This window comes from Candidatus Palauibacter sp., assembly GCF_965261555.1.
Taxonomy (GTDB): Bacteria; Gemmatimonadota; Gemmatimonadetes; order Palauibacterales; family Palauibacteraceae; genus Palauibacter.
In genome coordinates, this window is the sequence record NZ_OZ253465.1 from 769,027 (window position 1) to 791,525 (window position 22,499).

The 22,499-nt window shown below is 67.9% G+C and carries 18 protein-coding genes and 1 pseudogene; 9 read left to right on the top strand and 10 right to left on the bottom strand.

The features are described 5' to 3' along the window. Positions 1-182: 182 nt before the first annotated feature. Positions 183-1,862: a protein kinase domain-containing protein gene (locus ACQY5G_RS03310; RefSeq protein ID WP_428276976.1), complete on the top strand. Its 1,680-nt coding sequence runs from the start codon at positions 183-185 to the stop codon at positions 1,860-1,862. A 45-nt stretch (positions 1,863-1,907) separates the two neighbouring features. On the opposite strand, the pseudogene ACQY5G_RS03315 reads toward ACQY5G_RS03310, so the two are convergent. Then, a pseudogene (locus ACQY5G_RS03315) lies at positions 1,908-2,075 on the bottom strand (helix-turn-helix transcriptional regulator); the annotation flags it as partial. A 27-nt stretch (positions 2,076-2,102) separates the two neighbouring features. Further along, positions 2,103-2,390 carry a NifU N-terminal domain-containing protein gene (locus tag ACQY5G_RS03320; RefSeq protein ID WP_428276978.1) on the bottom strand — a complete coding sequence of 96 codons (288 nt, stop codon included), beginning with the start codon at positions 2,388-2,390 and terminating at the stop codon, positions 2,103-2,105. A gap of 133 nt (positions 2,391-2,523) precedes the next feature. Here ACQY5G_RS03320 and ACQY5G_RS03325 point away from each other — a divergent pair, with 133 nt between their 5' ends. The 3 genes from ACQY5G_RS03325 to ACQY5G_RS03335 are packed head-to-tail and all read left to right on the top strand — an operon-like array spanning position 2,524 to position 8,495. Next, complete coding sequence (locus ACQY5G_RS03325; RefSeq protein ID WP_428276980.1) at positions 2,524-5,298, top strand: PIG-L family deacetylase; 2,775 nt, start codon at positions 2,524-2,526, stop codon at positions 5,296-5,298. A 3-nt stretch (positions 5,299-5,301) separates the two neighbouring features. Continuing rightward, positions 5,302-7,104 (top strand): sodium:solute symporter family protein, encoded by a 1,803-nt coding sequence (locus ACQY5G_RS03330; protein WP_428276982.1) that lies wholly within the window; start codon positions 5,302-5,304, stop codon positions 7,102-7,104. Then, positions 7,101-8,495: an alpha-galactosidase gene (locus ACQY5G_RS03335; protein WP_428276984.1), complete on the top strand. Its 1,395-nt coding sequence runs from the start codon at positions 7,101-7,103 to the stop codon at positions 8,493-8,495. The genes ACQY5G_RS03330 and ACQY5G_RS03335 overlap by 4 nt, the downstream gene beginning before the upstream one ends. Positions 8,496-8,530: 35 nt before the next feature. Here the strand turns inward: ACQY5G_RS03335 and ACQY5G_RS03340 are convergent, their stop codons facing one another. The 4 genes from ACQY5G_RS03340 to ACQY5G_RS03355 form a co-directional block, all read right to left on the bottom strand. Beyond that, a complete protein-coding gene (locus tag ACQY5G_RS03340; protein ID WP_428276986.1) occupies positions 8,531-9,151 on the bottom strand; it encodes a hypothetical protein in 621 nt (206 codons plus the stop codon). 56 nt (positions 9,152-9,207) lie between these two features. After that, entirely contained in the window at positions 9,208-9,963 is a 756-nt protein-coding gene (locus tag ACQY5G_RS03345) for an ATP-binding cassette domain-containing protein (protein ID WP_428276988.1), read from the bottom strand. After that, positions 9,941-10,183, bottom strand: coding sequence for a hypothetical protein (locus ACQY5G_RS03350; RefSeq protein WP_428276990.1), 243 nt, complete (start codon positions 10,181-10,183; stop codon positions 9,941-9,943). Before ACQY5G_RS03350 ends, ACQY5G_RS03345 begins: the two co-directional genes overlap by 23 nt. A 108-nt stretch (positions 10,184-10,291) precedes the next feature. Then, positions 10,292-11,365 (bottom strand): hypothetical protein, encoded by a 1,074-nt coding sequence (locus tag ACQY5G_RS03355; protein WP_428276992.1) that lies wholly within the window; start codon positions 11,363-11,365, stop codon positions 10,292-10,294. Positions 11,366-12,395: 1,030 nt separating this feature from the next. Between ACQY5G_RS03355 and ACQY5G_RS03360 the strand changes: the two genes are divergently transcribed. Together ACQY5G_RS03360 and ACQY5G_RS03365 are read left to right on the top strand one after the other, a co-directional pair. Further along, complete coding sequence (locus tag ACQY5G_RS03360; protein WP_428276994.1) at positions 12,396-13,619, top strand: aminotransferase class V-fold PLP-dependent enzyme; 1,224 nt, start codon at positions 12,396-12,398, stop codon at positions 13,617-13,619. Positions 13,620-13,730: 111 nt separating this feature from the next. Further along, complete coding sequence (locus tag ACQY5G_RS03365; RefSeq protein ID WP_428276996.1) at positions 13,731-14,123, top strand: hypothetical protein; 393 nt, start codon at positions 13,731-13,733, stop codon at positions 14,121-14,123. Positions 14,124-14,211: 88 nt separating this feature from the next. On the opposite strand, the gene ACQY5G_RS03370 is transcribed toward ACQY5G_RS03365, so the two are convergent. Both ACQY5G_RS03370 and ACQY5G_RS03375 read right to left on the bottom strand, forming a co-directional pair. Beyond that, positions 14,212-15,054, bottom strand: a complete 843-nt coding sequence (locus ACQY5G_RS03370) for an FAS1-like dehydratase domain-containing protein (protein ID WP_428276998.1) — start codon at positions 15,052-15,054, stop codon at positions 14,212-14,214. Between the two features lie 17 nt (positions 15,055-15,071). Continuing rightward, the gene (locus ACQY5G_RS03375) at positions 15,072-16,235 is read right to left on the bottom strand and encodes an acyl-CoA dehydrogenase family protein (protein WP_428277000.1); all 1,164 of its coding nucleotides are present in this window, start codon (positions 16,233-16,235) and stop codon (positions 15,072-15,074) included. A 134-nt stretch (positions 16,236-16,369) separates the two neighbouring features. Here ACQY5G_RS03375 and ACQY5G_RS03380 point away from each other — a divergent pair, with 134 nt between their 5' ends. Beyond that, a complete protein-coding gene (locus ACQY5G_RS03380; RefSeq protein ID WP_428278636.1) occupies positions 16,370-16,936 on the top strand; it encodes a thiamine pyrophosphate-binding protein in 567 nt (188 codons plus the stop codon). Further along, entirely contained in the window at positions 16,936-17,571 is a 636-nt protein-coding gene (locus ACQY5G_RS03385; protein ID WP_428277002.1) for a thiamine pyrophosphate-dependent enzyme, read from the top strand. Before ACQY5G_RS03380 ends, ACQY5G_RS03385 begins: the two co-directional genes overlap by 1 nt. 15 nt (positions 17,572-17,586) lie before the next feature. Here the strand turns inward: ACQY5G_RS03385 and ACQY5G_RS03390 are convergent, their stop codons facing one another. Continuing rightward, on the bottom strand, positions 17,587-18,840 hold the full coding sequence (locus ACQY5G_RS03390) for a 4-hydroxy-3-methylbut-2-enyl diphosphate reductase (RefSeq protein ID WP_428277004.1): 1,254 nt from the start codon (positions 18,838-18,840) through the stop codon (positions 17,587-17,589). Between the two features lie 245 nt (positions 18,841-19,085). Here ACQY5G_RS03390 and lon point away from each other — a divergent pair, with 245 nt between their 5' ends. Further along, a complete protein-coding gene (lon, locus tag ACQY5G_RS03395; RefSeq protein WP_428277006.1) occupies positions 19,086-21,767 on the top strand; it encodes an endopeptidase La in 2,682 nt (893 codons plus the stop codon). A gap of 18 nt (positions 21,768-21,785) precedes the next feature. Here the strand turns inward: lon and ACQY5G_RS03400 are convergent, their stop codons facing one another. Further along, positions 21,786-22,460 (bottom strand): HAD family hydrolase, encoded by a 675-nt coding sequence (locus tag ACQY5G_RS03400; protein ID WP_428277008.1) that lies wholly within the window; start codon positions 22,458-22,460, stop codon positions 21,786-21,788. Positions 22,461-22,499: the final 39 nt, after the last annotated feature.

Here is a 22,499-nt window from a genome sequence, read left to right on the forward strand (position 1 = left end):
GACCGGAGTGTTGGGTCAGAGGACATCGCGTTGCGCCCCCGGAGCCATGTCGGTCGCCCACTTGGGGGTGGAAGGAGCTCTCTGTTACCGTTATTCGTGACGGATCCCGCCACGCGCGGTAGGCGATAGAATTCAATCTGGAAGCCACGCCATCGATGCCCCTTGACGACGAGCCCCGAGACGTGAACGACGAGACGTGGACCGACTGCGCGCGGTGGCGCGATCGCTGGACCGAGGCGGTTAAGCTCGGCAGTGGCGGACAGGGTAACGCCTACCGAGCGCACCGCGCCTCAGACGGTCGGGAGGCATGTCTCAAGGTAATTAAGTCCAAGAATGACGCCGAGCGGCGCATGCGGTTCTTTCGAGAGGCGGCCGCCTACGACACGGTTCGTACCGCGGGTGCGCCTCGACTGATCGAGAGCAATGCTCATCTGCACGGAAGAGCCGAGGTCGAGCCCTACATCGCAACCGAGTTCATCGTCGGAGCGACACTGCGCAAGTGGCGGGACGAGCGCCAGAGCGTTGACCTTGGCGTGGCTGTCCAGCTGACCCGGTCGCTGCTCTTAACTCTCCGCCAGTGTCACGCTCGGGACGTCGTCCATCGAGACGTCAAGCCGGACAACATCATCTTGGCCGACGACGACCCGACACGTCCGATGCTGCTGGATTTCGGTCTCAATTTCCACCGAATGCCGGATATCGAGTTCGAAACGGTCGACGGACAGGAGATCGGGAACCGATTCCTCCGCTTACCCGAACTCTCTGCTGGGAGTCTCCTCAAACAGGATCCCCGCTCGGATCTGTCGTTTGCCGCCGGTATCTTCTTCTATGTGCTGACGGGCCGGGACCCGAACATCCTACAGGATGCCGAAGGTCGCCTTCCTCACCAGCGAAGCGAAGCGCTCGCAATTCTCGAACCGGCCGTCGGTGCCCGCTTGCCACGGTTGCTGCCACTATTTGACCACGCTTTCACTCCGAGAATCGCGGATCGGTTCACGACGGCCGATGCGATGCTCGCTAGGCTAGACCAGGTGATGGAGCCGCGTCCTTTGGACAGCGGCACGCCGGAGGATGATCTGAACGCCATTCGTGAAGTGATGGACACCGAGGCGATGCGACGACGATCGGAAAGGGAAAATCGACTTGGGGATGCTCTGAAACAGATCCAGCGCGTCCATGACGACACGACGAAGTTGCTCGGGTTTCCAATGCACCGAAGGCAGGGCGGTTTCCACGTCACGGGAGATTCGGGGAGGAACACGCTCGGCTGGGTCATGCCCGGCTCGGATGACGCTGTGCTGTCGGTCAAGTGCGAAGTGCGGGAGGTGGGCGACGAACTCGTCATTCGGCTCTCAGGCGAGCCGGTGTTCCGCACGTCCACTGAGACTCCGCGTTATGGTGATCGATTCGATGAGATGGTACGAAAATGGTTGACCGCCCGGTTGCTAAACGCGGTCACCGACCCGGAGGCGATGCCTTCCGAGAGCGGGTTGTTCGGGGACCGACCTCCGATCGGATCGCTTGACCAGGCACGGGAGCGGGCGCGCCGAGAGCGACGGCATATCCTCGCGTTTGTGTACGATGCAAGACAACCCAAGCGCGGCAAGCTGGAGTATTGCCTTGGCAATTTCCTGGAAAACCGCAAGACGCGGGAGACGATCGACGCCGCCTTCGTCGTCGCTCTGGTTGAGCTTTCGCAAGTGGTTGCCGTAACGGACATACTGAATAATAAGTCGATGGAATCGGCACGATGGGTCATTTTCGACCCCGACCTCCAAGCCAAGCAGGAAGCGGTTATCTACGCAAACCCGCAGGAGGGCGAGAAAACCGCCTTTGATCTGGCAACTCGGTATGGCTCTTGATGGACCTGGCTCATTCGGCGCAGTCCCTGCTCTCCGCGTGCGCACCCGGATCCACTCGTCCACCTCCGACTCGATCCAACCGACCGCCCTCGCACCCAGCGACACCGGGCTCGGGAAGAGCCGCTGGTCCAGCCGCACATAGATGGTGCTCCGGGATAGGCCCGTCCAGTGCTGCACCTCCGGCAGCCGCAGGATTCGCGCAGACGCTGGCATCCGCCGCTCGAGGCGTCAGGCGAAACGCTACTGGTGCGTGGAGAGCGCTTTCAGGATCGCCGCCTCGATCTCGTCCAACAACTCCGGCCAATCGAGCGTGGCGGTCTTCGTCACCGTGATGAAGTTCTCGACGATGAGCAGGGCCCGGACGCCATCGACCTCGAACAGGCGCGCCGCCAGCGGGTCCTCGGCGGCGGATTCGGGATCGAAGTAGCTGCGGCTCCCCTCGCCGAGGATATCGCGATCCAGGACGAACTTCGCCGCGTGCGGGTTCGGGGTTCCCTCAACCGTGATCTTGATGTCCGGGTCTGTCATCGGATCCTGGGTTGGCGGCCGTGGAAGCGATCCGTTTGAGTATCGGCGGGCTGGGCTCGCTCGCAAGGCCTCCTTGCCGGGGCTTCCGCTCGCGGGCACGATGCGAATGCGGACCCACCGACCTGGATGATCCATGATCGCTCACAGGCAATGCGGATTCGGCGCCGTCCTTCCGCTTGCGGTTCTGGCGACGCTCGCGGGGGCCACGGCGGCGGTCGGGCAAGTGGGCCCCACCGGTCGGGGGCCGGATCGCGTCCTCGCCTTCCCCGCCCCGGTCGGAGAGGAACGACTGGACGTGGACCGCGGGGCGATGGGGGCCTGGCACCGCATCCGCAAACTCGCCACGACGGCGAGTCTGCTCCACGTCACCGCGCACCCCGACGACGAACACGCCGGCATGCTTACCCTGGCCAGCCGGGGGTGGGGCGCGCGGACGGCTCTCCTCAGCCTCAACCGCGGCGAGGCCGGCGCAAACGCGATCGGCCCCGAACTCTTCGACGGCCTCGGGCTGATCCGGACCCGCGAACTCGTTCTCTCCGGGCGGTACTACGGCCTCGACGACCTCTACTTCACGACGGCGGTCGACTACGGCTACTCGAAGTCCGTGGACGAAGCTTTCCGAAGCTGGGACCGCGAGGCCGTGCTCGAGGACATGGTCCGCGTCATCCGCCTCAACCGCCCGCTCGTCGTCGTGAGCCGCTTCCACGGTTCGGCGCGGGACGGACACGGCCACCACCACGCCGCGGGGCTGCTGACGCCGGAAGCGGTGGCGGCGGCCGCGGATCCGACGCGCTTCCCGCGCCAGATCGCCGGAGAGGGACTCCGGCCCTGGTGGGTCCTCCGTACCTTCCGCGGGGGGCTTCGCGTCGACGAGCCACACGACGTGGAGGTGAATGCGACCGGAACGAGCCCGTGGCTCGGCGATACCTACCAGCGCTGGGCCAGCCGGGGACTCGGCCTCCAGCGTTCCCAGACGGCGGGACGCGTGCGAACGGGCGGCGGCCGCTACCTCTACGCACGCCTTGACGGGACCGGTGACGGGGCGGAGGCGACGGCGGGTGTCGCGGGGTCGTTCTTCGAGGGACTCGACACGACGCTGAGAGGACTTCCCGCGCTCCTGGGCGAGGCGGCCTCTCCGGAGGCGGATTCGCTGCTCGCCGAGCTTGACCGCCTCGTCGGCGCCGTGGTGGAGACGTTCGACTTCCGCGATCCGGAGCACGCCGTGGCCGACCTCGCTCGCGGGCTGGGGTGGGTTCGGGCGGCGGTCGCCGCGCTCCCGGACGCTCCGGAGACGCGGTTTCATCTCTCCCTGAAGAAACGGCAGTTCGAGGACGCGATTCTGGCGGCGAGCGGAACCACCGTGTCCGCGGAACTCGCGGGCGGCCCAGCCGGTCGCGGCGAGGCGGTCCTGACGCCGGGCCAGCCCGCCGCGATCCGCCTCCGGGTCGAGCCACCGGAGGCCGCGGAGGGCGGGTTCAGCACCTGGATCGAGAGCCGCGGCGGCGAGACGCTGGCGTCGTCAAGCGGGGTCGCCCGTCTGCCGGACGTCTTGACGGAGCCGCTCGAGGTCCGGGTTCCGGCCACACCCGCCGCTCCGTACTTCGGACGCGGGGATGTGTCGGAGAACCACTACCAGGTATCGGACTCGGCGGACCTTCACCTCCCGTGGCGGCGGCCGGCGCTGGCAGCGGGCGTCGAACTCGCCATCGGGGGGCAGACCATCGCGCATACGGTTCCGGTGACGGCCCCGGTCTCGCGTCTGCCCTACGGCTCCGTGACGCGGAGGGTGGAGACGCTCCCGGCCCTCGCCGTCTCCCTCGCGCCGGGCGTCGGCATCGTGCCCGTCAACGGCGCGGGTGGCGACATCGACTCGGCCTCGGAACGTGCGGCGGCGTCCATGGAGGTGCGTACGCGGGTCGTGGCGAACGCGGCGCCGCTCTCCGCCACCGTTCGTCTCGAGCTGCCCGAGGGGTGGACGACGGTCCCCGGCACTCCCGCCATCGTGGAGCACGACTTCCGCGGTCCGGGCGAGGTCGTGGACGCGGCGTTCCTCATCGCGCCTCCGGCCGGATGGCGAGGGGAGGAGGAGATCGCGGCGGTGGCCCGCGCGCGGGGGACGGACTATCGCCGAGGGTACGGGACGATCGAGCACCGGGACCTGCCGCTTGCGCGGCTCTGGCGCCCCGCCCGGACCACGGCGCGGTCTGTGGACGTCGCCCGACTCGACGGCGTCCGGGTCGGGTACGTGATGGGCGTCGGGGATGAAGTCCCGTCCGGGATCGAAGCGCTCGGCGCCACGGTCGAACTCCTGGACGAAGCCGCCCTCGCGGAGCTGGATCCGGCCGCCGGCACCGGTTCCGGCGACGAGGCGGGATTCCACGCGATCGTCGTGGGCACGCGCGCCTACGCCGTGCGCGAAGACCTCGTCGAGTACAACCCGCGTCTCCTGGAGTACGCCCGCGCGGGCGGGCACGTCGTCGTCCTCTACCAGACGCAGGAGTACGTGCCGTCCGCGATGGCGCCGTATCCGGCCTCCCTCCCCCGGGGAGCGGAGGAAGTGTCGGAGGAGGACGCGCCCGTCCGCCTGCTCCGTCCCGACCACCCCTTCATGGCCGCGCCCAACCGTCTCGCCGAAGCGGATTTCGACGGGTGGATCGAGCAGCGCGGCTCCAAGTTCTTCTCCGACTGGGATCCGGCGTACACGCCGCTCGTGGAGACGCACGACACGGGCCAGGCCCCGCAGGAGGGCGTCTGGCTCACCGCCCCCGTCGGCGAGGGGCGCTACACCTATCTCGCGCTCGCCCTCCACCGGCAACTGCCCTACGGAGTGCCGGGCGCCTACCGCATCCTCTCCAACGTCCTCACGCCTCGCGGGGCATCGGCGCCCGCACCGGACGGAGACCGCTGACGGGTGGCGTTGACCACGCTCGACTGGATCGTCGTCTGCATCTACGGCTCGATCGTCCTCGCCATCGGGTTCGGTTTCGCCCGGCGGGCGAGCGGCAGCGTCGAGGATTATTTCATCGCGGGCCGCTCGCTTCCCTGGTGGCTCGCGGGCACGTCCATCGCGGCGACGTGGTTCGCGACGGACGCCCCGCTCGCGACGGCCGCCCTCGTGCGCCGGCAGGGGGTGTACGGGAACTGGCTGTGGTGGTACGAGGCGGCGGGGATCCTCATGCTGACGTTTTTCTATGCGCGCCTGTGGCGGCGGGCGGGGGTCCTCACGGACGCGGAGGTCATCGAGATCCGCTACGGCGGGGCTCCGGCACGCGCGCTGCGGGGCTTCTCCGCGGTCTACCAGGGCCTCCTCAAGAACGCCGTCGTCATGGGCTGGGTCATGCTGGCGATGGTGAAGTTCAGCCGCGTGCTCCTCGGGTGGGACCCCGCCCTGACCCTTGCCGTCTGCGTCGGACTCGCGCTGGCCTACACGGTCGCGTCGGGACTCTGGGGCGTCGTCGTCACCGATCTCCTCCAGTTCGTCGCCGGCATGCTCGGGGCGATGACGCTGGCGGGGATCGTGCTCACGCGCTTCGGCGGTCCGGCGGCGATGGCGGAGGCGGTGCGCGACGTTCCGGAGGCGCCGCCCGGCGCCCTCGACCTCGTGCCGTCCGCCGGGACCGCGTCCTCGCTAGAGATCGTCTCCTTCCTGTGCCTCATCGGCGTCCTGTGGCTGAGGAGCGGGCAGGGCGACGGCTACGTGGCCCAGCGCCTGTTCGCGACGCGGGACGAACGGCAGGCCGTGAAGGCTTCGCTGTGGTTCGCCTTCGCGGGAACGGTCCTCCTCACCTGGCCGTGGATCGTGGTGGGCCTCGGGTCGCTCCTCGTCTTCCCGCCGACGGCCATGGATCCGGCGCTCGCCGCCGACCCCGAACTCGCCTATCCGATGATGATCCGGGAACTCATGCCGGCCGGGCTCAGGGGGCTGATGGTCGCCACCTTCCTCGCCGCGTTCATGAGCACGATGGACACGCACCTCTGCTGGGGGGCGTCGTACATGGTGAACGACGTCTACCGCCGATTTCTGAGGAAGGACCGCTCCGAGCGGCACTACGTGGCGGCGTCGCGGGTCATGGTCGTGCTGCTCGCGGTGGTCGCGGCGGGCGTGGCCTGGCAGATGGAGTCGATCCAGAGGGGGTGGATCTACATCATCGAACTCACGGCCGGGGTCGCGCTCGTCTGGCTCCTGCGCTGGTACTGGTGGCGGGTGAACGCGTGGGCCGAGATCGCCGCCATGGCCGGTTCGGTGCTCCTGGCGAACGGGCGCGTCCTGGTCGGCGCGCTCGAGCCGGTGCTGCCCGCTGCGGCGGTCGGGGTGGCCGACGGCTTCTACGCGCCGGAGATGGACCTCATCCGGGCGGTGATCATCCTCATCGCCTGCACCGCGCTCTGGCTCGCCGTCGTGCTCGCGACCCGGCCCGAGTCGGACGAAGTGCTCGACCGCTTCTACCGGCGGGTGCACCCGGGCGGCTGGTGGGACCATGTGGCGGAGCGCACCGGCGTCCGCTCCGCCGACCCGCCCGCGAGCCGCATGTGGCCGGGCTTCCTGCTCGGCGCGCTCTTCGTCTACGCGAGCCTCCTCGGCGTCGGGCACCTGCTCACGGGCCGGGCCGGCGTGGGCTCGCTCCTGCTCGCCGTGTCTCTGGTCGCCGGCGCGATGACCGTCCGGATCGCGCACGCCGATACAGCCGCAGCGCCCGAGGGGACTTCGCCGTGAACGACGACCTCGGGATCGTGCTGGTCGGGGCCGGCAGCCGCGAGTTCGGCCCCGCCTCGATACGCGACGTGCTCCTGAGCGACGCCCTCTGCGGCCGCGACCTGAGCCTGGTGCTCGTCGATATCGACCCCTCGGAACTCCCCCGCACGCGGGCGTACGCGGAGGCGGTCGCGGAGCGGCTGGGCCGGCAGGTCGCCGTGTCCGCGACGACGGACCTCGAAGCGGCGCTCCCCGGCGCCCGCGCGGTGGTCCTCGCCATCGAAATGAACCGCTACTTCTACTGGGCCCAGGACTTCCACGTCCCCCGCATGTTCGGCTCCTCCCAGATCTACGGGGAGAACGGCGGCCCGGGCGGCCTCTTCCACGCCCTCCGCAACATGGGTCCGGCGGTCGAGTTGGCGCGGGCGATGGAGGTGCACTGCCCCGAGGCGTGGCTCATCAACTACACGAACCCGCTCACGAAGCTGTGCGAAGCCCAGAGCCGGCTCTCATCCGTGCGCGTCGTCGGACTCTGCCACGGCGTCTTCCACGGGACGGAACAGATGGCGCGCCTCCTGGAACTGCCGGTGGAGCGCCTCGACGCGCGGGCGAGCGGGCTCAACCACTTCAGCTGGTTCGAATCCGTGCGCGACCGCGAGACCGGCGAGGATCTCTACCCGCGACTCCGGCGGCGCGAGCGGGAGGCGCACTGGCTCCACGACTGGGACGAGATCGCGCTGAGTCGGATCCTGTTCCGGGTCTTCGGCCGGTATCCCAGCCCCGGGGCGAACCATATCGGCGAGTACCTGGGATGGGCGCGGGAATTCCTCGGCAGCAGCCTCCTCCAGTTCTTCCACGACCCCGTGCAGGGCACACCATGGGAGACGGGAGAGACGCCCACCTGGCTTTACAACCTCGGCGAGAATCCCACCGACGTGCCGGCCTTTCCGGATGCCCCGCTACAGCGGGTGAGAGACGACGGCGACGACACCGGCGGGGAGGGCGAGGTCGGGGCAGCGGGCGAGTTGCTGCCGTCCGGCGAGCTGGCCGTGCCCCTTCTCGAGGGCGTGCTGTGCGGCGTCGACACCCACCTCGACGCGGTGAACGTCCCCAACGAGGGTTACGTGCCCGGCCTGCCGGACGGAGCCGTGGTGGAAGTTCCCGCCCGCGCCGACGCGAACGGGCTGCACCCCGCCGTCATGGAACCGCTTCCCGAGGGGATCCTGGGACTGCTTCGGACCCAGACGTCGATCAACCGCCTCCTCGTTGACGCCTTCGCCGACGGCTCCCGCGGGACGCTGCTCCAGGCGCTCCTGCTCGATCCCACCACGGATTCCTACCGCGCCGCGGTCCACACCATCAACGAGATGTTCCGGCTCCAGGGAGAGGTGCTGCCCGACATGGAGTGGTGACGAACGGAGCTCCGGTCGAGTCCCGACCGACCGACCTAACCAGCGGTCGTCAATTCGTCCTGTTCGCGTTCGTAGACGGGGGCCAACCGAGCGATGGTGCGCAAGGCGTACCAGCTGCCGGCGACCACTCCCATCGCCGGGACCAGCGAGAGAGTCGCGATGCCCGCCGGGGTGAGGACCGCCGCCATCCATCCCTCGAACAACGTCGACATCCACATCAAGGCTACAACGGCGAGTGCGAGGATAGAAAACATGGACCGGGCCTTCTGACCCGAAAGCCTGTACTGGAGCGCCACTCCCAGCAGGGACACCAGGACCGCGGCCATACCCGCGCCGACCGCGACAACGAACGCTCCGGGAGCGGCCATCAGTCCGAAGAGCGGGAGCAGCGTCGCCAAGTGGATCACCACCGGCATGGCCAGAATGGCGATGGCCACAAGGCGGCTCGCGGCGTGTTCCCGGCCCGTGACGGGCAAGGAGGCCAGAAAACGGAGGGAACCATCAATCTTCTCGCCGGTCACGTTATAGGCCAGGCTCACGGGCAGGAGAATGAGCAACCCGGTGGGCACTCCGACCGTGAGATCCCGACTCAGTGCACCCAAGAACACGAGCGGAAGCACCATGACGACGCCCGCCGCCAATCCCACCTTCCACATCGGCTTCACGGTCCGGTACACATGAAGGCGAGCGAGTCTAAGGACGACAGCGCGCCTCATCGCCCCACCGCTCCCAGCAACCGTCGCTTCGCCGTCTCGCGAATGCCGGCGTCACTCGGCTCCAGCGCGCCATCCCCCGATGGATTTAGGGCCTTGCCCTCCCGCAGGACGAGAAGACAGGTGAACGGGATTTCGTCCAGATCCTCGAGTATGTGCGTTGCAAAAACGACCGCAACATCGGGGAATTGCCGCGTGTAGGACAGAATATGCTGGAGCGCCTCGTGCCTGGCCACCGGGTCGAGGCCCGCCGTGGGCTCGTCGAAGAGGAGGAGCTTTGCTCCCTGTGCCAAGGCCGCGCAGAGGGAGACCTTCAAGCTCTGTCCGCGGGAGAGCGCCCGGAGGTGGTCGGCCAGCCTGAGATCCAGCCTCTTGGCCATTTCCCGCGCTTTCGCCATGTCCCAGCCGGAGTAGAAATGGGAGAGAAAATCGAAGTGCTCGCCCACGCTCATCCATCGGAGCCCCAGGAGCTGGGTCGGAAGGATCGCCACGTGCTCGCGGAGCGTCGGGTCCACCCGGTCCCGCTCCTTTCCCAATATCCTTGCGCTGCCCGCCGAAATGGCGCGGTGGCCGGAGAGGATGCCGAGGAGCGTCGTCTTTCCCGCGCCGTTCGGTCCCACAAGCGCCACAGCGGCGCCGGGCCGAATCCGCAAACTGAGTGGACCAAGCCGGAACTTCGGATAGCGAAACTCAACCTCCTGGAGGTCGACGACACAACGGTCGTCCCGAGTCTCAACTCTCCTCGCTTCGAACATCGAAGCATCTCCCTGTGTATGTGCCGGGCCTCATCGGGCCTCTGAAGTCGTCGAGATACGTGCATTCCTGCTTAACGGTTCGGATGAACCGCTCGGCAACGCCGTTTGGTGCAGCAAGCCGCCGGTGTTTTCGCTTGTCCCGCGCTGCCGGGGGGCTGCGCGGATCGCGGAAGTAGACGGACACGCCGTTCTCGACGCTGAAGATAACGTGCTCGGCCATCCCCCTGTCCGAGTTGCCCGCAAGCGAGCGCTTGAACCGTCCGGAACGCGCGTGACCGACTGTTCGAATCGGGGCAACGTTAGGGTAGGCTTACGTGGGGCGGCGAATTCAAGGTGGAAACGACACCTCGAACACTCTGAGTGTCGGCGCGAGACCCGAGGTCACGACCCCAGCCAAGCGGGTCTCGTTGGCCGCTACTGGCTGGAAGTCACCAGGCAACCGCACAACCCCCAAGTACCCGTAGTCCTCCAAGTCGAACAGATCGAAGGCCGTGTACTCGCCGGATGGCGGATCGACGGACTCAGCTAGGTCGTCGCCCACCCCGGCACCGCGCTGGACCCACAGCGCATCTGCCGGCCCTTGGAACATCTTCGACACAGCGGGGAACGTCTCGGCGAACCGGATTTGCGACAAGAGGGCGGAAGGTGCGGGCTCTGCTCCTACCCACGCCGCCCAGCCCCCTGGCGCCGACGCAGGATTCTCAAGGTATCGTAGCATCTTGTCGCGGAAGGCGTCGGTCACGGGTCTGATATCCACGTCACGCGAGATCAATCCCACCTCTTGGGCGGTACCGAAATTCAACACTCGCGCAGCGTACGTGTCTCCTTGGGCCACTACAAATCGTCCATCGTCAAGGGCGGCTATCGACGGCAGGGCCGCGAAAATGACGCCAGGCTGAAAGGTAACCGATACGGTCGCAAGAGTACGGTTATCGGCGAGGGCGACCACTTCGGTCTGACCCATGACGGCCAGGACGAGAGCGATTGGTTCATCCCCCGCGAGCGCCACGTCCGTAACAAACCTTGTGGGGTTGCCGACGCGGAGGTTCTCGATGAAATCACCATCTAGGCTAAATGCTCCCACCTTGTCGCGTTCGGCCACGAAGACGGTTGAATCGTTAGCAGCTATCGCTATCGGTGAGGTGAATTCACCGGGCCCGCCTCCCATCCGGCCCCATACGTGCTTTATCTCCCCCTCGGGATCCAACACGACCACCTCGTCACGGTCTAGGATCACGAGGTCACCGGAGGGTGCGTAGTACATATCACGCACTCCGATCAGCTCCTGGTCGATCCCACCTATCGCAACGCTAATGGTAGGGTCCAAGAGCGTCGGCTGCGCCTCGAAGGGCGCAGCCGACGCTGGTGAGACGAGCCAGAGCCCGAGAAGGATGACCCTCACCGTATCACACAACTTACGCTTAGCGAGGCGACCCGTACCCGACCTTCCGCTCGTCAGTCCAGACACCCTTCCTGCTCGAGTGCCAACCATGCTGCAGCACAGGCTTGGCACGCCACAAGCTCATCGCCAGGAATGGGATTAGCGATCGTTCCAACGCATAGCGCGCAGACGGCAGCCATAGCAGCCCCGAGCAGCCAACACGGTGTAGCCGCGAGGGTGCGGTGGGAACTCCCGTTGGCCCACGCGCTGATCGTGCATACGCCGTCAACGGAGAGTGTAGCCGAGACCGCGGCCGACGGGGCGCCCTCAACGGTCGGGGCAGCCAACGCGGGAAGCGTCCCCGTGAACATTGAAGACAGCGTCAGAAGCAGACGGCGGCTACAACTCGGGTGTATCTGCTCATATCGCGCCCCCTTTGGGAAATGGGATCTTACCGACGTGGCAGCCATTAGACGGGTGGGGCAGGGGACCACACAAGTCGTCCAAATGGCTGTCATCTGACTAGATGTCGTCTGACTAGATGACGGAGATCAAATGATATCCGCGGTGGTCGTCAAGCTGGAGATGTCCGCGTTAAACGGACGTAGATGATGTCGGCCACCCACGGCTCGTGGGGGCCGTCAGCGCAGAGCGTCCCACGACATGTGGTGCGGGCCGGATGGAGTCGTCGTGGTAGTCCCCGTTCGCGCCGCGGCCCACACCATCAACGAGATGTTCCGGCTCCAGGGAGAGGTGCTGCCCGACATGGAGTGGTAACGGGCGGGTTGTCGGGGTCGACCCCTCTTACCAATTGTAGGAAGTCCACGCGCCGCAGTCGGTCGCCGGGCACACGAGTCGTACCCGGAACGGCGAGTCGTCGGAGCGGGGGGCCCGGTGTTGCTCGACGCAGCGCACCATGCGGGCGTCGCACCGGGGGCAGTCCGGCTCGCCACCGGGACCGGCGTGTTTGCGGTCGCGCCGCTCGAGCGTCTGACCTGCCTCGAAATCGAGAAGCGGCCCCCTCTCCGGGGCCGACGGTGACGGATCATCCATGGCGAAACACGATATTCCGGCGGAGCCGGGATCGGCCAGCCCGGCCGCCGCGGCGGGAGTAGCGGAGCCCGCACTGCCGCTCGACGATCGCATCGACGAGGTGAGGGACCAGTTCCCGATCCTCTCCCGCAAGGCATACCTCAACTCCAACTCCCTCGGCGCGCTCTCCCTCCGCTCCGTCGAGGAGCGCCGGCGCTTCGAGGACCTGTGGCACGAGATGGGCGCGGGCGCCTGGTACGAGATCTGGGTCGCCAAGCTCGAGGAAGTCCGGAGGTTGTTCGGGAAGACCATCGAGGCGGACGCCGACACGATCGCGCTGATGTCGAGCGTTTCGGCGGCGGTGTCCGTGGTCTGGGGGGCCATCGCGGCGGACGTCCGGGGCACGGGCCGCAACAAGGTCGTGCTCACGGAACTCGACTTCCCGACGGTCGGTCATCACTTCCTGTCGCAGCGGGCGAACGGACTCGACGTGGAGATCGTGCCGAGTCCAGACGGGATCCACGTCCCCCTGGAATCGATCCGCGCCGCCGTGGACGAACGCACCGCGCTGCTCGCGACCTCGCACGTCTTCTTCACGAGCGGCAACACGCAGGACGCGGCCGAACTCACCCGCATCGCCCACGAGGCAGGAGCGTTCATTCTGCTAGACGCGTATCAATCAAATGGACAACTCGCGATCGGCGCGGGCGCCCTGGGGGTGGACTTCCTCGTCGGCGGCGCGCTCAAGTGGCTCTGCGGCGGGCCGGGCATGGCCTATCTCCATGTGAACCCCTCCGTGCGCCTCGATCCGGTCACGCTCTCGTGGTTCGGTGTTGAAAACCAGTTTCTTTTCGACATTCGCGATGCGACCCCCCGGGCGGACGCCAGGCGCTTCGAGCTCGGGACCCCCGCGGCAGGCGTCGCGTACACGGCCGCCGGGGGGCTGTCCATCGTCCTGGAGTACGGTATCCCGGCGATCCAGCGCCGTAACCGGCTCTTGGCGAACGACTTGCGGGACAGACTGTCGGATCTCGGCTACCGGCTCCACCAGGCTTCCGATCCGGCGGCGCGATCCGCCCTCGTCCTCGTCGAACATGAGGAGGACGCGGCCGCCGCCGTGCGTCACCTCGCCGCGCGCGACGTGATTGTCGACCATCGCGGGCCCCTCGTCCGATTCTCCCCTCATTTCTACAACACGCTCGAGGACAACGAGCGCGCCGTGGCGGCGCTGGCGGAGACGTGACGCCGCCGAGCCCGGCGCGGAGGCGACAGGGAAGGTAAAGCGATACGGTAAAGGACATGCGGCCGGGTCCGATCGTGGCATTTGGCCCGTAGCTGAGAAAGGGAGGAACCGATGGAAGACCTCACTCGGGCAGTGGAAGTGTTCGTGTCGATCAACCTCATCGCCCTGGGGGTGTCCTACGTCCTGCGTCCGGCGGACTGGAGGGCGTTCATCGAGCACCTCCAGTCGAAGGGTGCGGCCGGCAGCCTGACGGTCGCGTTCCTCGCCATGGTGGTCGGATCCTTCATCGTCGCCTTCCACAACGTGTGGGGCGGCGTGCCGACGATCCTCACCGTCTACGGCTGGCTGGCGCTGGCGAAGGGCGGCGTCTACGCACTAATGCCCGGACTCGCGCAGAAGGGGATGGACACGGCGCTGGGGATGGGCGCCGGGCTGTGGCGGGCCGGCGGTGTGCTGGTCGCGGCGATCGGCGTCATCGTCCTCCAGCACGCCCTGGGGGGCTGAGCAGCGGCCTTCGAGCGGGGGGCGGCCTTCGAGCGGAGGGCGGCCTTCGAGCGGATGGTGGCCGCCCGTCAGGCCACCGTGGCGGCCGTCAGGCCAGCGTGGCGTCGGCGGACATCGCGACGGCGCCCGTGTCGTCCAGCGCCCTGAGGTCGACCTGGTTCTCGACCCGCCGGCCCTGAACGGTGATCCGCCGGTCGACGAACATGGGGCGGCGGGCGCGGAAGGCCAGCGTCCGCAGCGCCCGCCCGGACCGCCGGGTCGCCAGGTCCGCGAGGAGGAGCGCAGTCAGCGGCCCGTGCACGACGAGATCGGGGTACATCTCGACGTCGCGCGCGTAGCTCCGGTCGTAGTGGATGCGGTGCGCGTTGAAGGTGAGCGCCGAGAACCTGAACAGCATCGCGATGTCCGGCGTGACCGGCTCGGACCACGCCATCTCGTCCTCGGGACCGGGGACCGCGGGCAGCTTCAGCGGTTCGGTGGGCCGCTCGAGGAAGACGAGGTCCTGGTCTTCGACGATCTCGCCCACCGCGCCCGAGACCCGGTGTTGGACGGTGACGAGGACGAGCGGCCCGCTTCGACCGGTCTTCGGCGTAATCGACCGGATGGTCGAGCGGCGGCGGACCCTCTCTCCGATCCGCAGGCTCCCGTCGAAGGCGAGCCGTCCGCCCGCCCACATCCGGCGTGAGAAGGGCAGCGCCGGCAGGAAGTCGCCACGCTTCTGGTGGCCGTCGCTATCGAGTCGGCTGCCGGGCGCCACTTCCCGACAGTACATCCAGTGGAAGAGCGGCGGCAGCGGATCGCCGTCGACCGCGCCGTCCGGATCCCGGTCCAGCGTGGCGAGCATCCCGCGTACGAGCGCGAGCGAGGCCCGGTCCACGGCCTCGTCGCTACGGCCGATCCAGGCGTCCCAGCCGCCGGCATCTCCCTTCACCGCCGGTCCCCTCCCGCTCAGAACGACTTCGGGAGACCCAGGACGTGGGTCGCCACGTGGGAGAGAATCAGGTTCGTGGAGATCGGCGCGATCTGGTACAGCCGGGTCTCGCGAAACTTGCGTTCGATGTCGTACTCGGTGGAGAAGGCGAAGCCCCCGTATGTCTGCATGCACATGTCGGCCGCGGCCCACGAGGCGTCCGATGCGAGGTACTTGGCCATGTTCGCCTCGGCTCCGCACGGCGCCCCGTCGTCGAACAGCGACGCCGCCCGCTCGACCATGAGCGCCGCCGCTTCCGTCTTCATGTGGGCTTCGGCGATGGGAAACTGGATGCCCTGGTTCTGCCCGATGGGGCGTCCGAACACCTCGCGGCCCTTCGCGTACTCCGCGGCATGCTCCACGAAGAACCGCGCGTCCCCCACGCACTCCGCAGCGATGAGCACGCGCTCCGCGTTCAGCCCGTCGAGGATGTAGCGGAACCCCTTTCCCTCCTCGCCGATGAGGTTCGCCGCGGGCACGCGCAGTCCGTCGAAGAAAACCTCGGTGGTGGAGTGGTTGATCATCGTCTCGATGGGCCGGATCGTGACGGACTTTCCGACCTCGTTCCTCAGATCGACGAGGAACACGGACATCCCCGCCGTGGGTTTCGCGCTCTCCTCGCGAGGGGTCGTGCGCGCGAGCAGGAGCATGAGATCGGAGTGTTCGGAGCGGGAGATCCAGGTCTTCTGTCCGTGGATCACATACGCGTCGCCGTCGCGCTCGGCCGTCGTCGCGATCCGGGTCGTGTCCGTGCCGCAGGTCGGCTCGCTCACGCCGAAAGCCTGCAGACGCAACTCCCCCGCCGCGATCCGGGGCAGGTACCGCCGCTTCTGCGCCTCGCTGCCGTGTCTGAGCAGGGTGCCCATGATGTACATCTGGGCGTGGCAGGCGGCCCCGTTGCACCCGGTGCGCTGGATCATCTCGAGGATGACGCACGCCGCCCTCAGGTCGAGTCCGGCCCCGCCGTATGCCTCGGGGATGAGCGCCGCGAGATATCCCGCCTCGGTCAGCGCCTCAATGAAGGCGGTCGGGTAGGCGCTCTCACGGTCCCGCTCACGCCAGTACTCGCCCGGAAAGCGCTCGCACAGGGTGCGGACGCCCTCCCGGATCGCCTCGTAGCCGTATTCGGAACTCGTGAACACGTGGGCCGGTTTCCATCCGGGTTCCATCGATCGAAGGGACGGGACGGAGGGTACGGGTTGCCGGCGGCCGCCGCGATGGCTCCCGCCGATGGCTCCGGGCGGAACGGGGCGACATATTCTCCGACGTGAGCACAATGGACGACCCGGACATCCCGCCGCATCGCGACGCGGAAGACTCAGATGACGCCGATTGGGGGGAGCAGGTATTCCGATCGCTCCCGGGCCTCGGCATCCGTCACGTCGCCACGGTACCGGACGCCGGTCTCGGGAGATTCCTCGAGCTGTGCGAGGCGGCCCCCGCGATCCGACTCATCACGCTCACGACGGAGGAGGAGGGGATCGCCCTCGCCTGCGGAACGTGGCTCGGCGGCGAACTCGCGGCCGTCGCCATCCAGTCGAGCGGGGTCGGCAACATCGTGAACATGCTCGGACTCCCGAACGTGTGCCGGATTCCGTGTCTCCTTCTCGTGTCCATGCGCGGCGAAGACGAGGAGCGGAACCCGTGGCAGGTCCCCGTGGGGCGCGCGGTGCCCGATCTCCTCGCCGCCCTCGGTGTGGACGTGTTCCGTCCGGAGGCCGCCTCCGGGGTGGCGCCGGCGTTCGCGGAGGCCGCCGGGCGGGCGCAGCGGACGGGACGCCCCGCCGCGGTGCTCGTCAGCCAGCGCATCATCGGCGCCAAGTCGTTCGTGGACGGAGACTGATGCGGGACGGGAGACCGGACCGGCACGCGAGACTGGACCGGCACGCGAGACTGGACCGGCGCGCGCTCGTCGGGGGAATCCTGGAGCGGCGCGGCGACGCTGCCGTCGTCGCGGGACTCGGTTCCCCGGCGTGGGACTGTCACGCGGCGGGCGACTCGCCGCTGAACTTCTACTTCTGGGGCGCGATGGGCGGAGCCGCGATGCTGGGGCTCGGTGTCGCCCTCGCGCAGCCGGCCCGGCGGGTACTCGTCGTCACGGGGGACGCGGAGATGCTGATGGGGGTGGGGAGCCTCGCCACGATCGCCGCTCAGGCCCCCTCCAACCTCGCCCTCCTCGTGCTCGACAACGAGGCGTTCGGCGAGACGGGATGTCAGGCGGGGCTCACCGGGGGGAAGACGGATATCGCCGCGATCGCGCGCGGGGCCGGCATCGACGCCGCCTTCACGGTCGGCGGCGAAGTCGGGGAGGGGTCCGCGAGGACGGACGTCGAGGCACTGGCGGGTACCCTGTTCGCGGAGGAAGGTCCGGTTCTGTGCGTGGCGAAGATCGCGCTCAGCGCCGAATCGGGCTCATATCCGCCGCGGGACGGCGTCCTGCTTCAGGCCCGTTTCCGGGCCGCGCTCGCCGGCGGCTGAGCGCCGCCGCGACGGTCAGGGCTTCAGGAGGCTGGAAGGGTCGTAGCCCGTGCCCCTCAGGATGCGCTCCACGGCCTCCCCGAGCTTCGAGTTCGGCGTGGAGGCGCCCGCCGTGATGCCGATGCTGATGTTGCCGTCCGGCAGCCAGGCGGATTCCGTCACCGTCTCATCGGTTCCGATCCGCTTGTGGCTGATGCGTCCCCGCACGGTGTCGATGCAGGCGGCGTCCTCGATGTGATACGTCGTCGTGTACAGCCCGCAGAGGTACGCGAGCTGGTTCGTGTTCGAGGAGTTGTAGCCGCCGATCACGACCATGAGGTCCGGCGGATCCTCCATCATTTCCTTCACGGCGTCCTGCCGCTTCTGCGTCGCCGAGCAGATCGTGTCGAAGCTGCGGAACCGGTCCGTCATCTCCTCCGGCCCCCACCGATCCACGATCGCCTCGCCGAGTTCCGCCGCGATCGCCAACGACTCGGAGGCCAGCATCGTCGTCTGGTTGGCGACGCCGATCTTCCCGAGATGGAGGTCGGGATCGAACCCGTCGGACACCGACTCCGCGAACGACTGCATGAAGGAAAGCCGTTCCCCATCTCCGCGGATATACGCGCAGACGAGCTGGGCCTGCTCCATGTCGCGTACGATGAGGAACTTCCCGTTCTCGTGTTTCAGGACCTGGGAACTCGTCGCCCTCGTCTCCTCGTGCCAGTGCTTGCCGTGGATGATCGAGGTGAAACCATCGCGGGCGTAGCCGTCCACCCGCTTCCACACGTTGAGCACCGAGCCGCACGTCGTGTCGACGAGAATGCAGTCGAGGGCCCGCAACGCCTCGAAATCGTGCAGCGTCACACCGAAGGCCGGAATGATCACGACGTCGTCCTCGGTGACGCCGCTGAAGTCGAACTCCCCGGCGTCGGACGGATAGAGGAACTCGATCTCCATCTCCTGGAGCCGGCGGTTCACGTGCGGGTTGTGGATGATCTCGCCCACGAGCAGGATCCGCCGATCCGGGAACTTGCGGCGCGACTCGTATGCGTAGTCCACCGCACGGTCCACGCCGTAGCAGAAGCCGGAACTCTTCGCGAGACGCAGGAGAATCCGCCCGGCCTGAAGCTCGAAGTCCCGCTCCCTGATGAGGGAGACGATGGCGCTCCCGTACTCGAAATCGATCACCGGCTGGATCTCCTTCTTCAGACCCAGCCCGCGCCGGTAATAGCGCTCCTCCGCGGTCGACGCCTTGCGAGCGCCCACACTCAGTGTCTGTTTCGTCATACCCTGAAGATGGCGAAGTCCCGCGCGGCTGCCAAGCAAGCCCGGTTGGCTGCCGTCTTGACGCACACCGCCCGCATCGGCAGACCTCTACGGGCGTCGTTGCGCCAGATCGGCGGATGCAGGGGTCCGGCCAGCGAAACCGGCGGGCCCGAAACCTGCACCGGAAGACGCGAATCCGACGGGCGCACGCACGTCAATCCGACGGGCGCACGTACGTCGCGCGAGGAGTTGGAAGCTACGCGAGCATGAGCGAAGAAAACGGACGCAAGGATCAGGCTGAAGCGCTGCCCGCCGAAAACGGCGGCGTTATGGTCGAGATGAAGGTCGCCGAGGTGGAGGGCGCCGAAGCCGCGGCCCCCGCCGAAGAGACGGAACCCGGGCGCAAGAGCGACTCGAAGCGCCTGCGGCTGCCGGTACTCCCCCTCAGGGGTACGGTTGTGTTCCCCGCCGTGGCCGCGCCGATCGCCGCGGGCCGGGACAAGACGATGAAGGCCATCGACCGGGCGATCGCGGGGGAGAAGCTGCTCTTCGCCGTCGCCCAGCTCGATGCCGAAGTCGAGAGGCCGGACCCCGAGCACCTGTACCGCATCGGGACCGTGTGCCGAATCGCCCAGATGCAGAAGGTGCCCGGCGGCATCCAGATGGTCATTCAAGGAGACACGCGCGCCGCCGCCCTCGAGTATGCCGAGCGCGACGGATACCTCGAGGTCGTCGCGCGGGAGATGGACGACATGGATCCGCTCGACCCTGACGAGCGGGCCTTCGCGGCGCTCTACAAGGAGGTCCACGAGAGAGCCGCGGAAGTCAGCCGACTGCGCGGCGTCCCGAAGGAGATCGTCGATCACCTCCTGGGCGGGGTGTCGACGCCCGGCGAACTGGCCGATCTCGTCGCCTTCTACACGGAGCTCGAGGTCGAGCAGAAGCAGGAACTCCTCGAGACCCTCTCCGTCGAGGCGCGGTTGCGCTCGCTGCTGGTGCACCTGCAGAAGCAGATCGGCCTGCTGGAGGCGCAGGAGGAGATCCGCGAGCAGGTCCAGGAGGAGTTGGGGGAGAGGCAGCGGGAGATCTTCCTCCGGGAGCAGATGAAGGCGATCCAGAAGGAGTTGGGCGAGGACATCGACTCCCAGGAGGCGAACGATCTCCGCGAGCGCATCGAGGCGCTCGAGTTGCCGGAGGAGGCGCGCCAGGAAGTCGACCGCGAGCTTCGGCGTCTCGAGCGCATCCCGCGCGAGTCCGCAGAGGCTCAAGTCGTGCGGACGTACCTGGAGATCGTCGCGGACCTCCCCTGGTCGGAGACGACCGAGGAGCAACTCGACATTCCTCGCGCCGAGGAGATCCTGGAACGGGACCACTACGGACTTCGCGACGTGAAGGACCGGGTCCTCGATTTCCTGGCGGTCCGGAAGCTCCAGGAAGAGGCGAGGTTGCGCGAGGCTCGCGAGCTGGAGGACGGCGACGTGGAGGCGGACGGCGACGCGCAGGGGGCCGACGACGCGGAGACCGAGGCGTCGGGGAACGGCGACGCGCCGGACGAGGCGGATGCGGCGGCCCCCGATGGGGAGGAATCCGACGAGGCGGAGGCCGACCCGGTACCGGGATACGAGGACGACCGTGCGGGGGAGACGCTGCTCTTCGTCGGACCGCCGGGTGTGGGCAAGACCTCCATCGCCCGTTCCATCGCCGACGCCATGGGCCGCAAGTACGTCCGCGTGTCGCTGGGCGGGGCGCGCGACGAGGCGGACATCCGGGGACATCGACGCACCTACGTGGGCGCGATGGCCGGCCGCATCATCGAGGGACTGAAGCGGGCGGGAACGAAGAACCCCGTGTTCCTCCTGGATGAGATCGACAAGCTGGGCGTGTCTTTCCAGGGCGACCCCTCGGCGGCGCTGATGGAGGTGCTCGATCCGGCGCAGAACGAGGCGTTCGTCGACCACTACCTCGGCGTGCCGTTCGATCTCTCCGAGGTGCTGTTCATCGCCACGGCGAACGTCTTCGAGCAGATCCCCGGCCCCCTGCGCGACCGGATGGAGTCGATCGAGTTCCGCGGCTACACGGAAGCCGAGAAGCTCGAGATCGCGCGTCGCTTCCTCCTGCCGCGGCAGAAGCGGCGGAACGGCCTGCTCCCGGAACAACTCGACGTGGATGAGGGCGCGATCCGTGCGATCATCACCCGCTACACCCGCGAGGCCGGCGTGCGGCAGCTCGAACGCGAACTCGGGTCCGTCTGCCGGAAGTCCGCGCGCAAGATCGCGACGGGATCCTCGGAGGTGGCGGTGGGCGCGGACGACCTGCGCGAACTGCTGGGCCGGCCGAAGGTGCATGCCGCCGAAAAGATGGAAGAGGACACGGTCGGCGTGGCGACGGGGATGTTCTACACGCCCGTGGGCGGCGACATCATGCTCGTCGAGACCAGGGTCCTGAAGGGCAAGGAGGGGCTCGTCCTCACGGGGCAGCTCGGCGACGTCATGAAGGAGAGCGCGCAGGCCGCCCTCACCTTTTCGCGCAGCCATGCGAACGGGCTCGATCTCACGGAGGAACGGCTACGGGATCACGAGATTCACATTCACGTCCCGGCCGGCGCCATCCCCAAGGAGGGACCGTCGGCGGGCATCGCCATGGCGGTGGCCCTCGTGAGTGCCCTGGGCGACCACCCCGTGCGGCACGACGTCGCCATGACGGGCGAGATCACGCTGTCCGGACGGGTGCTCCCGATCGGCGGCGTGAAGGAGAAGGTGCTCGGGGCCGCCCGCGCGGGGATCAACGAGATCATCCTCCCGGCGGTCAACGAGGGCGACCTGGAGGATCTCCCGGACCACGTGTGCGAGCAGCTCGAGTTCCACCTGGTGGAGACGCTCGACGAAGCGCTCGCCGCGGCGCTGGCCAACGGCTCGCTCGAAGGAGGGGCGCTCGCCTTCGCGGAATAACGGGCAGGAAGCGTCCGGCTAGCCGGCGACCTCCGATCCCGCCACGTATCCGACGATGTCCTCGATCGCGTCGAGCATGATGTGCGGGCGTTCGATCACCAGTTCCCGCTCCGAGAACGGCCCCCATAGCGCCGCGATCGTCGTCACGCCGGCCGCGTGCCCCGCCCGCATGTCCCACACCGAGTCGCCCACGTAGGCGGCGGTTTCGGCGTCGGCTTCCAGCCGCTCCAGCGCCAGGCGGATGGGGGCCGGGTCGGGCTTGTGCGGCACGGGCTCGTCGGATGTGACGATCACGTCGAACAGCGCCTGATCCAGCGCGCACGCCGCCAGGCTCCGGGCCGTTCCCGCACTCGCCTTGCTCGTAACGACGCCCGGGCGCACGCCCTTCTCGCGGAGCCGAACGAGCGTCTCCGCGACCCGCGGGAAGGAACGGATGAGCCGTTCGTGTTCCCGGAAGTTGTGGTCGATGTAGGTGTCGACCATAGCCTGAACTTCCTCGGCCGAGTCCACCAGGTAGCCGAGTTGCGTCCGCAGCGGCTGGCCCAGGGTCCTCAGCCAAACCTCGTCCGGAGGGGGGTCCTCGAAGTGGGTCCTCATCGTATGGCGCCAGGACTCGGCGATGAGGTTGGTCGAGTCCACGAGGGTACCGTCGAGGTCGAACAGGATCGTTTCCAGCGGGCGGCGCGGTGACATGGGAAGCGAGGGTGCCGACCCGCGGGCGTAGCGTCAACC

Bases quoted from the DNA above. Each gene is read 5' to 3' on its own strand.
- ACQY5G_RS03320 (WP_428276978.1), bottom strand. From the start codon at position 2,390: ATGACAGACCCGGACATCAAGATCACGGTTGAGGGAACCCCGAACCCG.
- ACQY5G_RS03325 (WP_428276980.1), top strand. From the start codon at position 2,524: ATGATCGCTCACAGGCAATGCGGATTCGGCGCCGTCCTTCCGCTTGCG.
- ACQY5G_RS03340 (WP_428276986.1), bottom strand. From the start codon at position 9,151: ATGTGGAAGGTGGGATTGGCGGCGGGCGTCGTCATGGTGCTTCCGCTC.
- ACQY5G_RS03345 (WP_428276988.1), bottom strand. From the start codon at position 9,963: ATGTTCGAAGCGAGGAGAGTTGAGACTCGGGACGACCGTTGTGTCGTC.
- ACQY5G_RS03350 (WP_428276990.1), bottom strand. From the start codon at position 10,183: ATGGCCGAGCACGTTATCTTCAGCGTCGAGAACGGCGTGTCCGTCTAC.
- ACQY5G_RS03360 (WP_428276994.1), top strand. From the start codon at position 12,396: ATGGCGAAACACGATATTCCGGCGGAGCCGGGATCGGCCAGCCCGGCC.
- ACQY5G_RS03365 (WP_428276996.1), top strand. From the start codon at position 13,731: ATGGAAGACCTCACTCGGGCAGTGGAAGTGTTCGTGTCGATCAACCTC.
- ACQY5G_RS03380 (WP_428278636.1), top strand. From the start codon at position 16,370: ATGGACGACCCGGACATCCCGCCGCATCGCGACGCGGAAGACTCAGAT.
- ACQY5G_RS03385 (WP_428277002.1), top strand. From the start codon at position 16,936: ATGCGGGACGGGAGACCGGACCGGCACGCGAGACTGGACCGGCACGCG.
- ACQY5G_RS03390 (WP_428277004.1), bottom strand. From the start codon at position 18,840: ATGACGAAACAGACACTGAGTGTGGGCGCTCGCAAGGCGTCGACCGCG.
- lon (WP_428277006.1), top strand. From the start codon at position 19,086: ATGAGCGAAGAAAACGGACGCAAGGATCAGGCTGAAGCGCTGCCCGCC.
- ACQY5G_RS03400 (WP_428277008.1), bottom strand. From the start codon at position 22,460: ATGTCACCGCGCCGCCCGCTGGAAACGATCCTGTTCGACCTCGACGGT.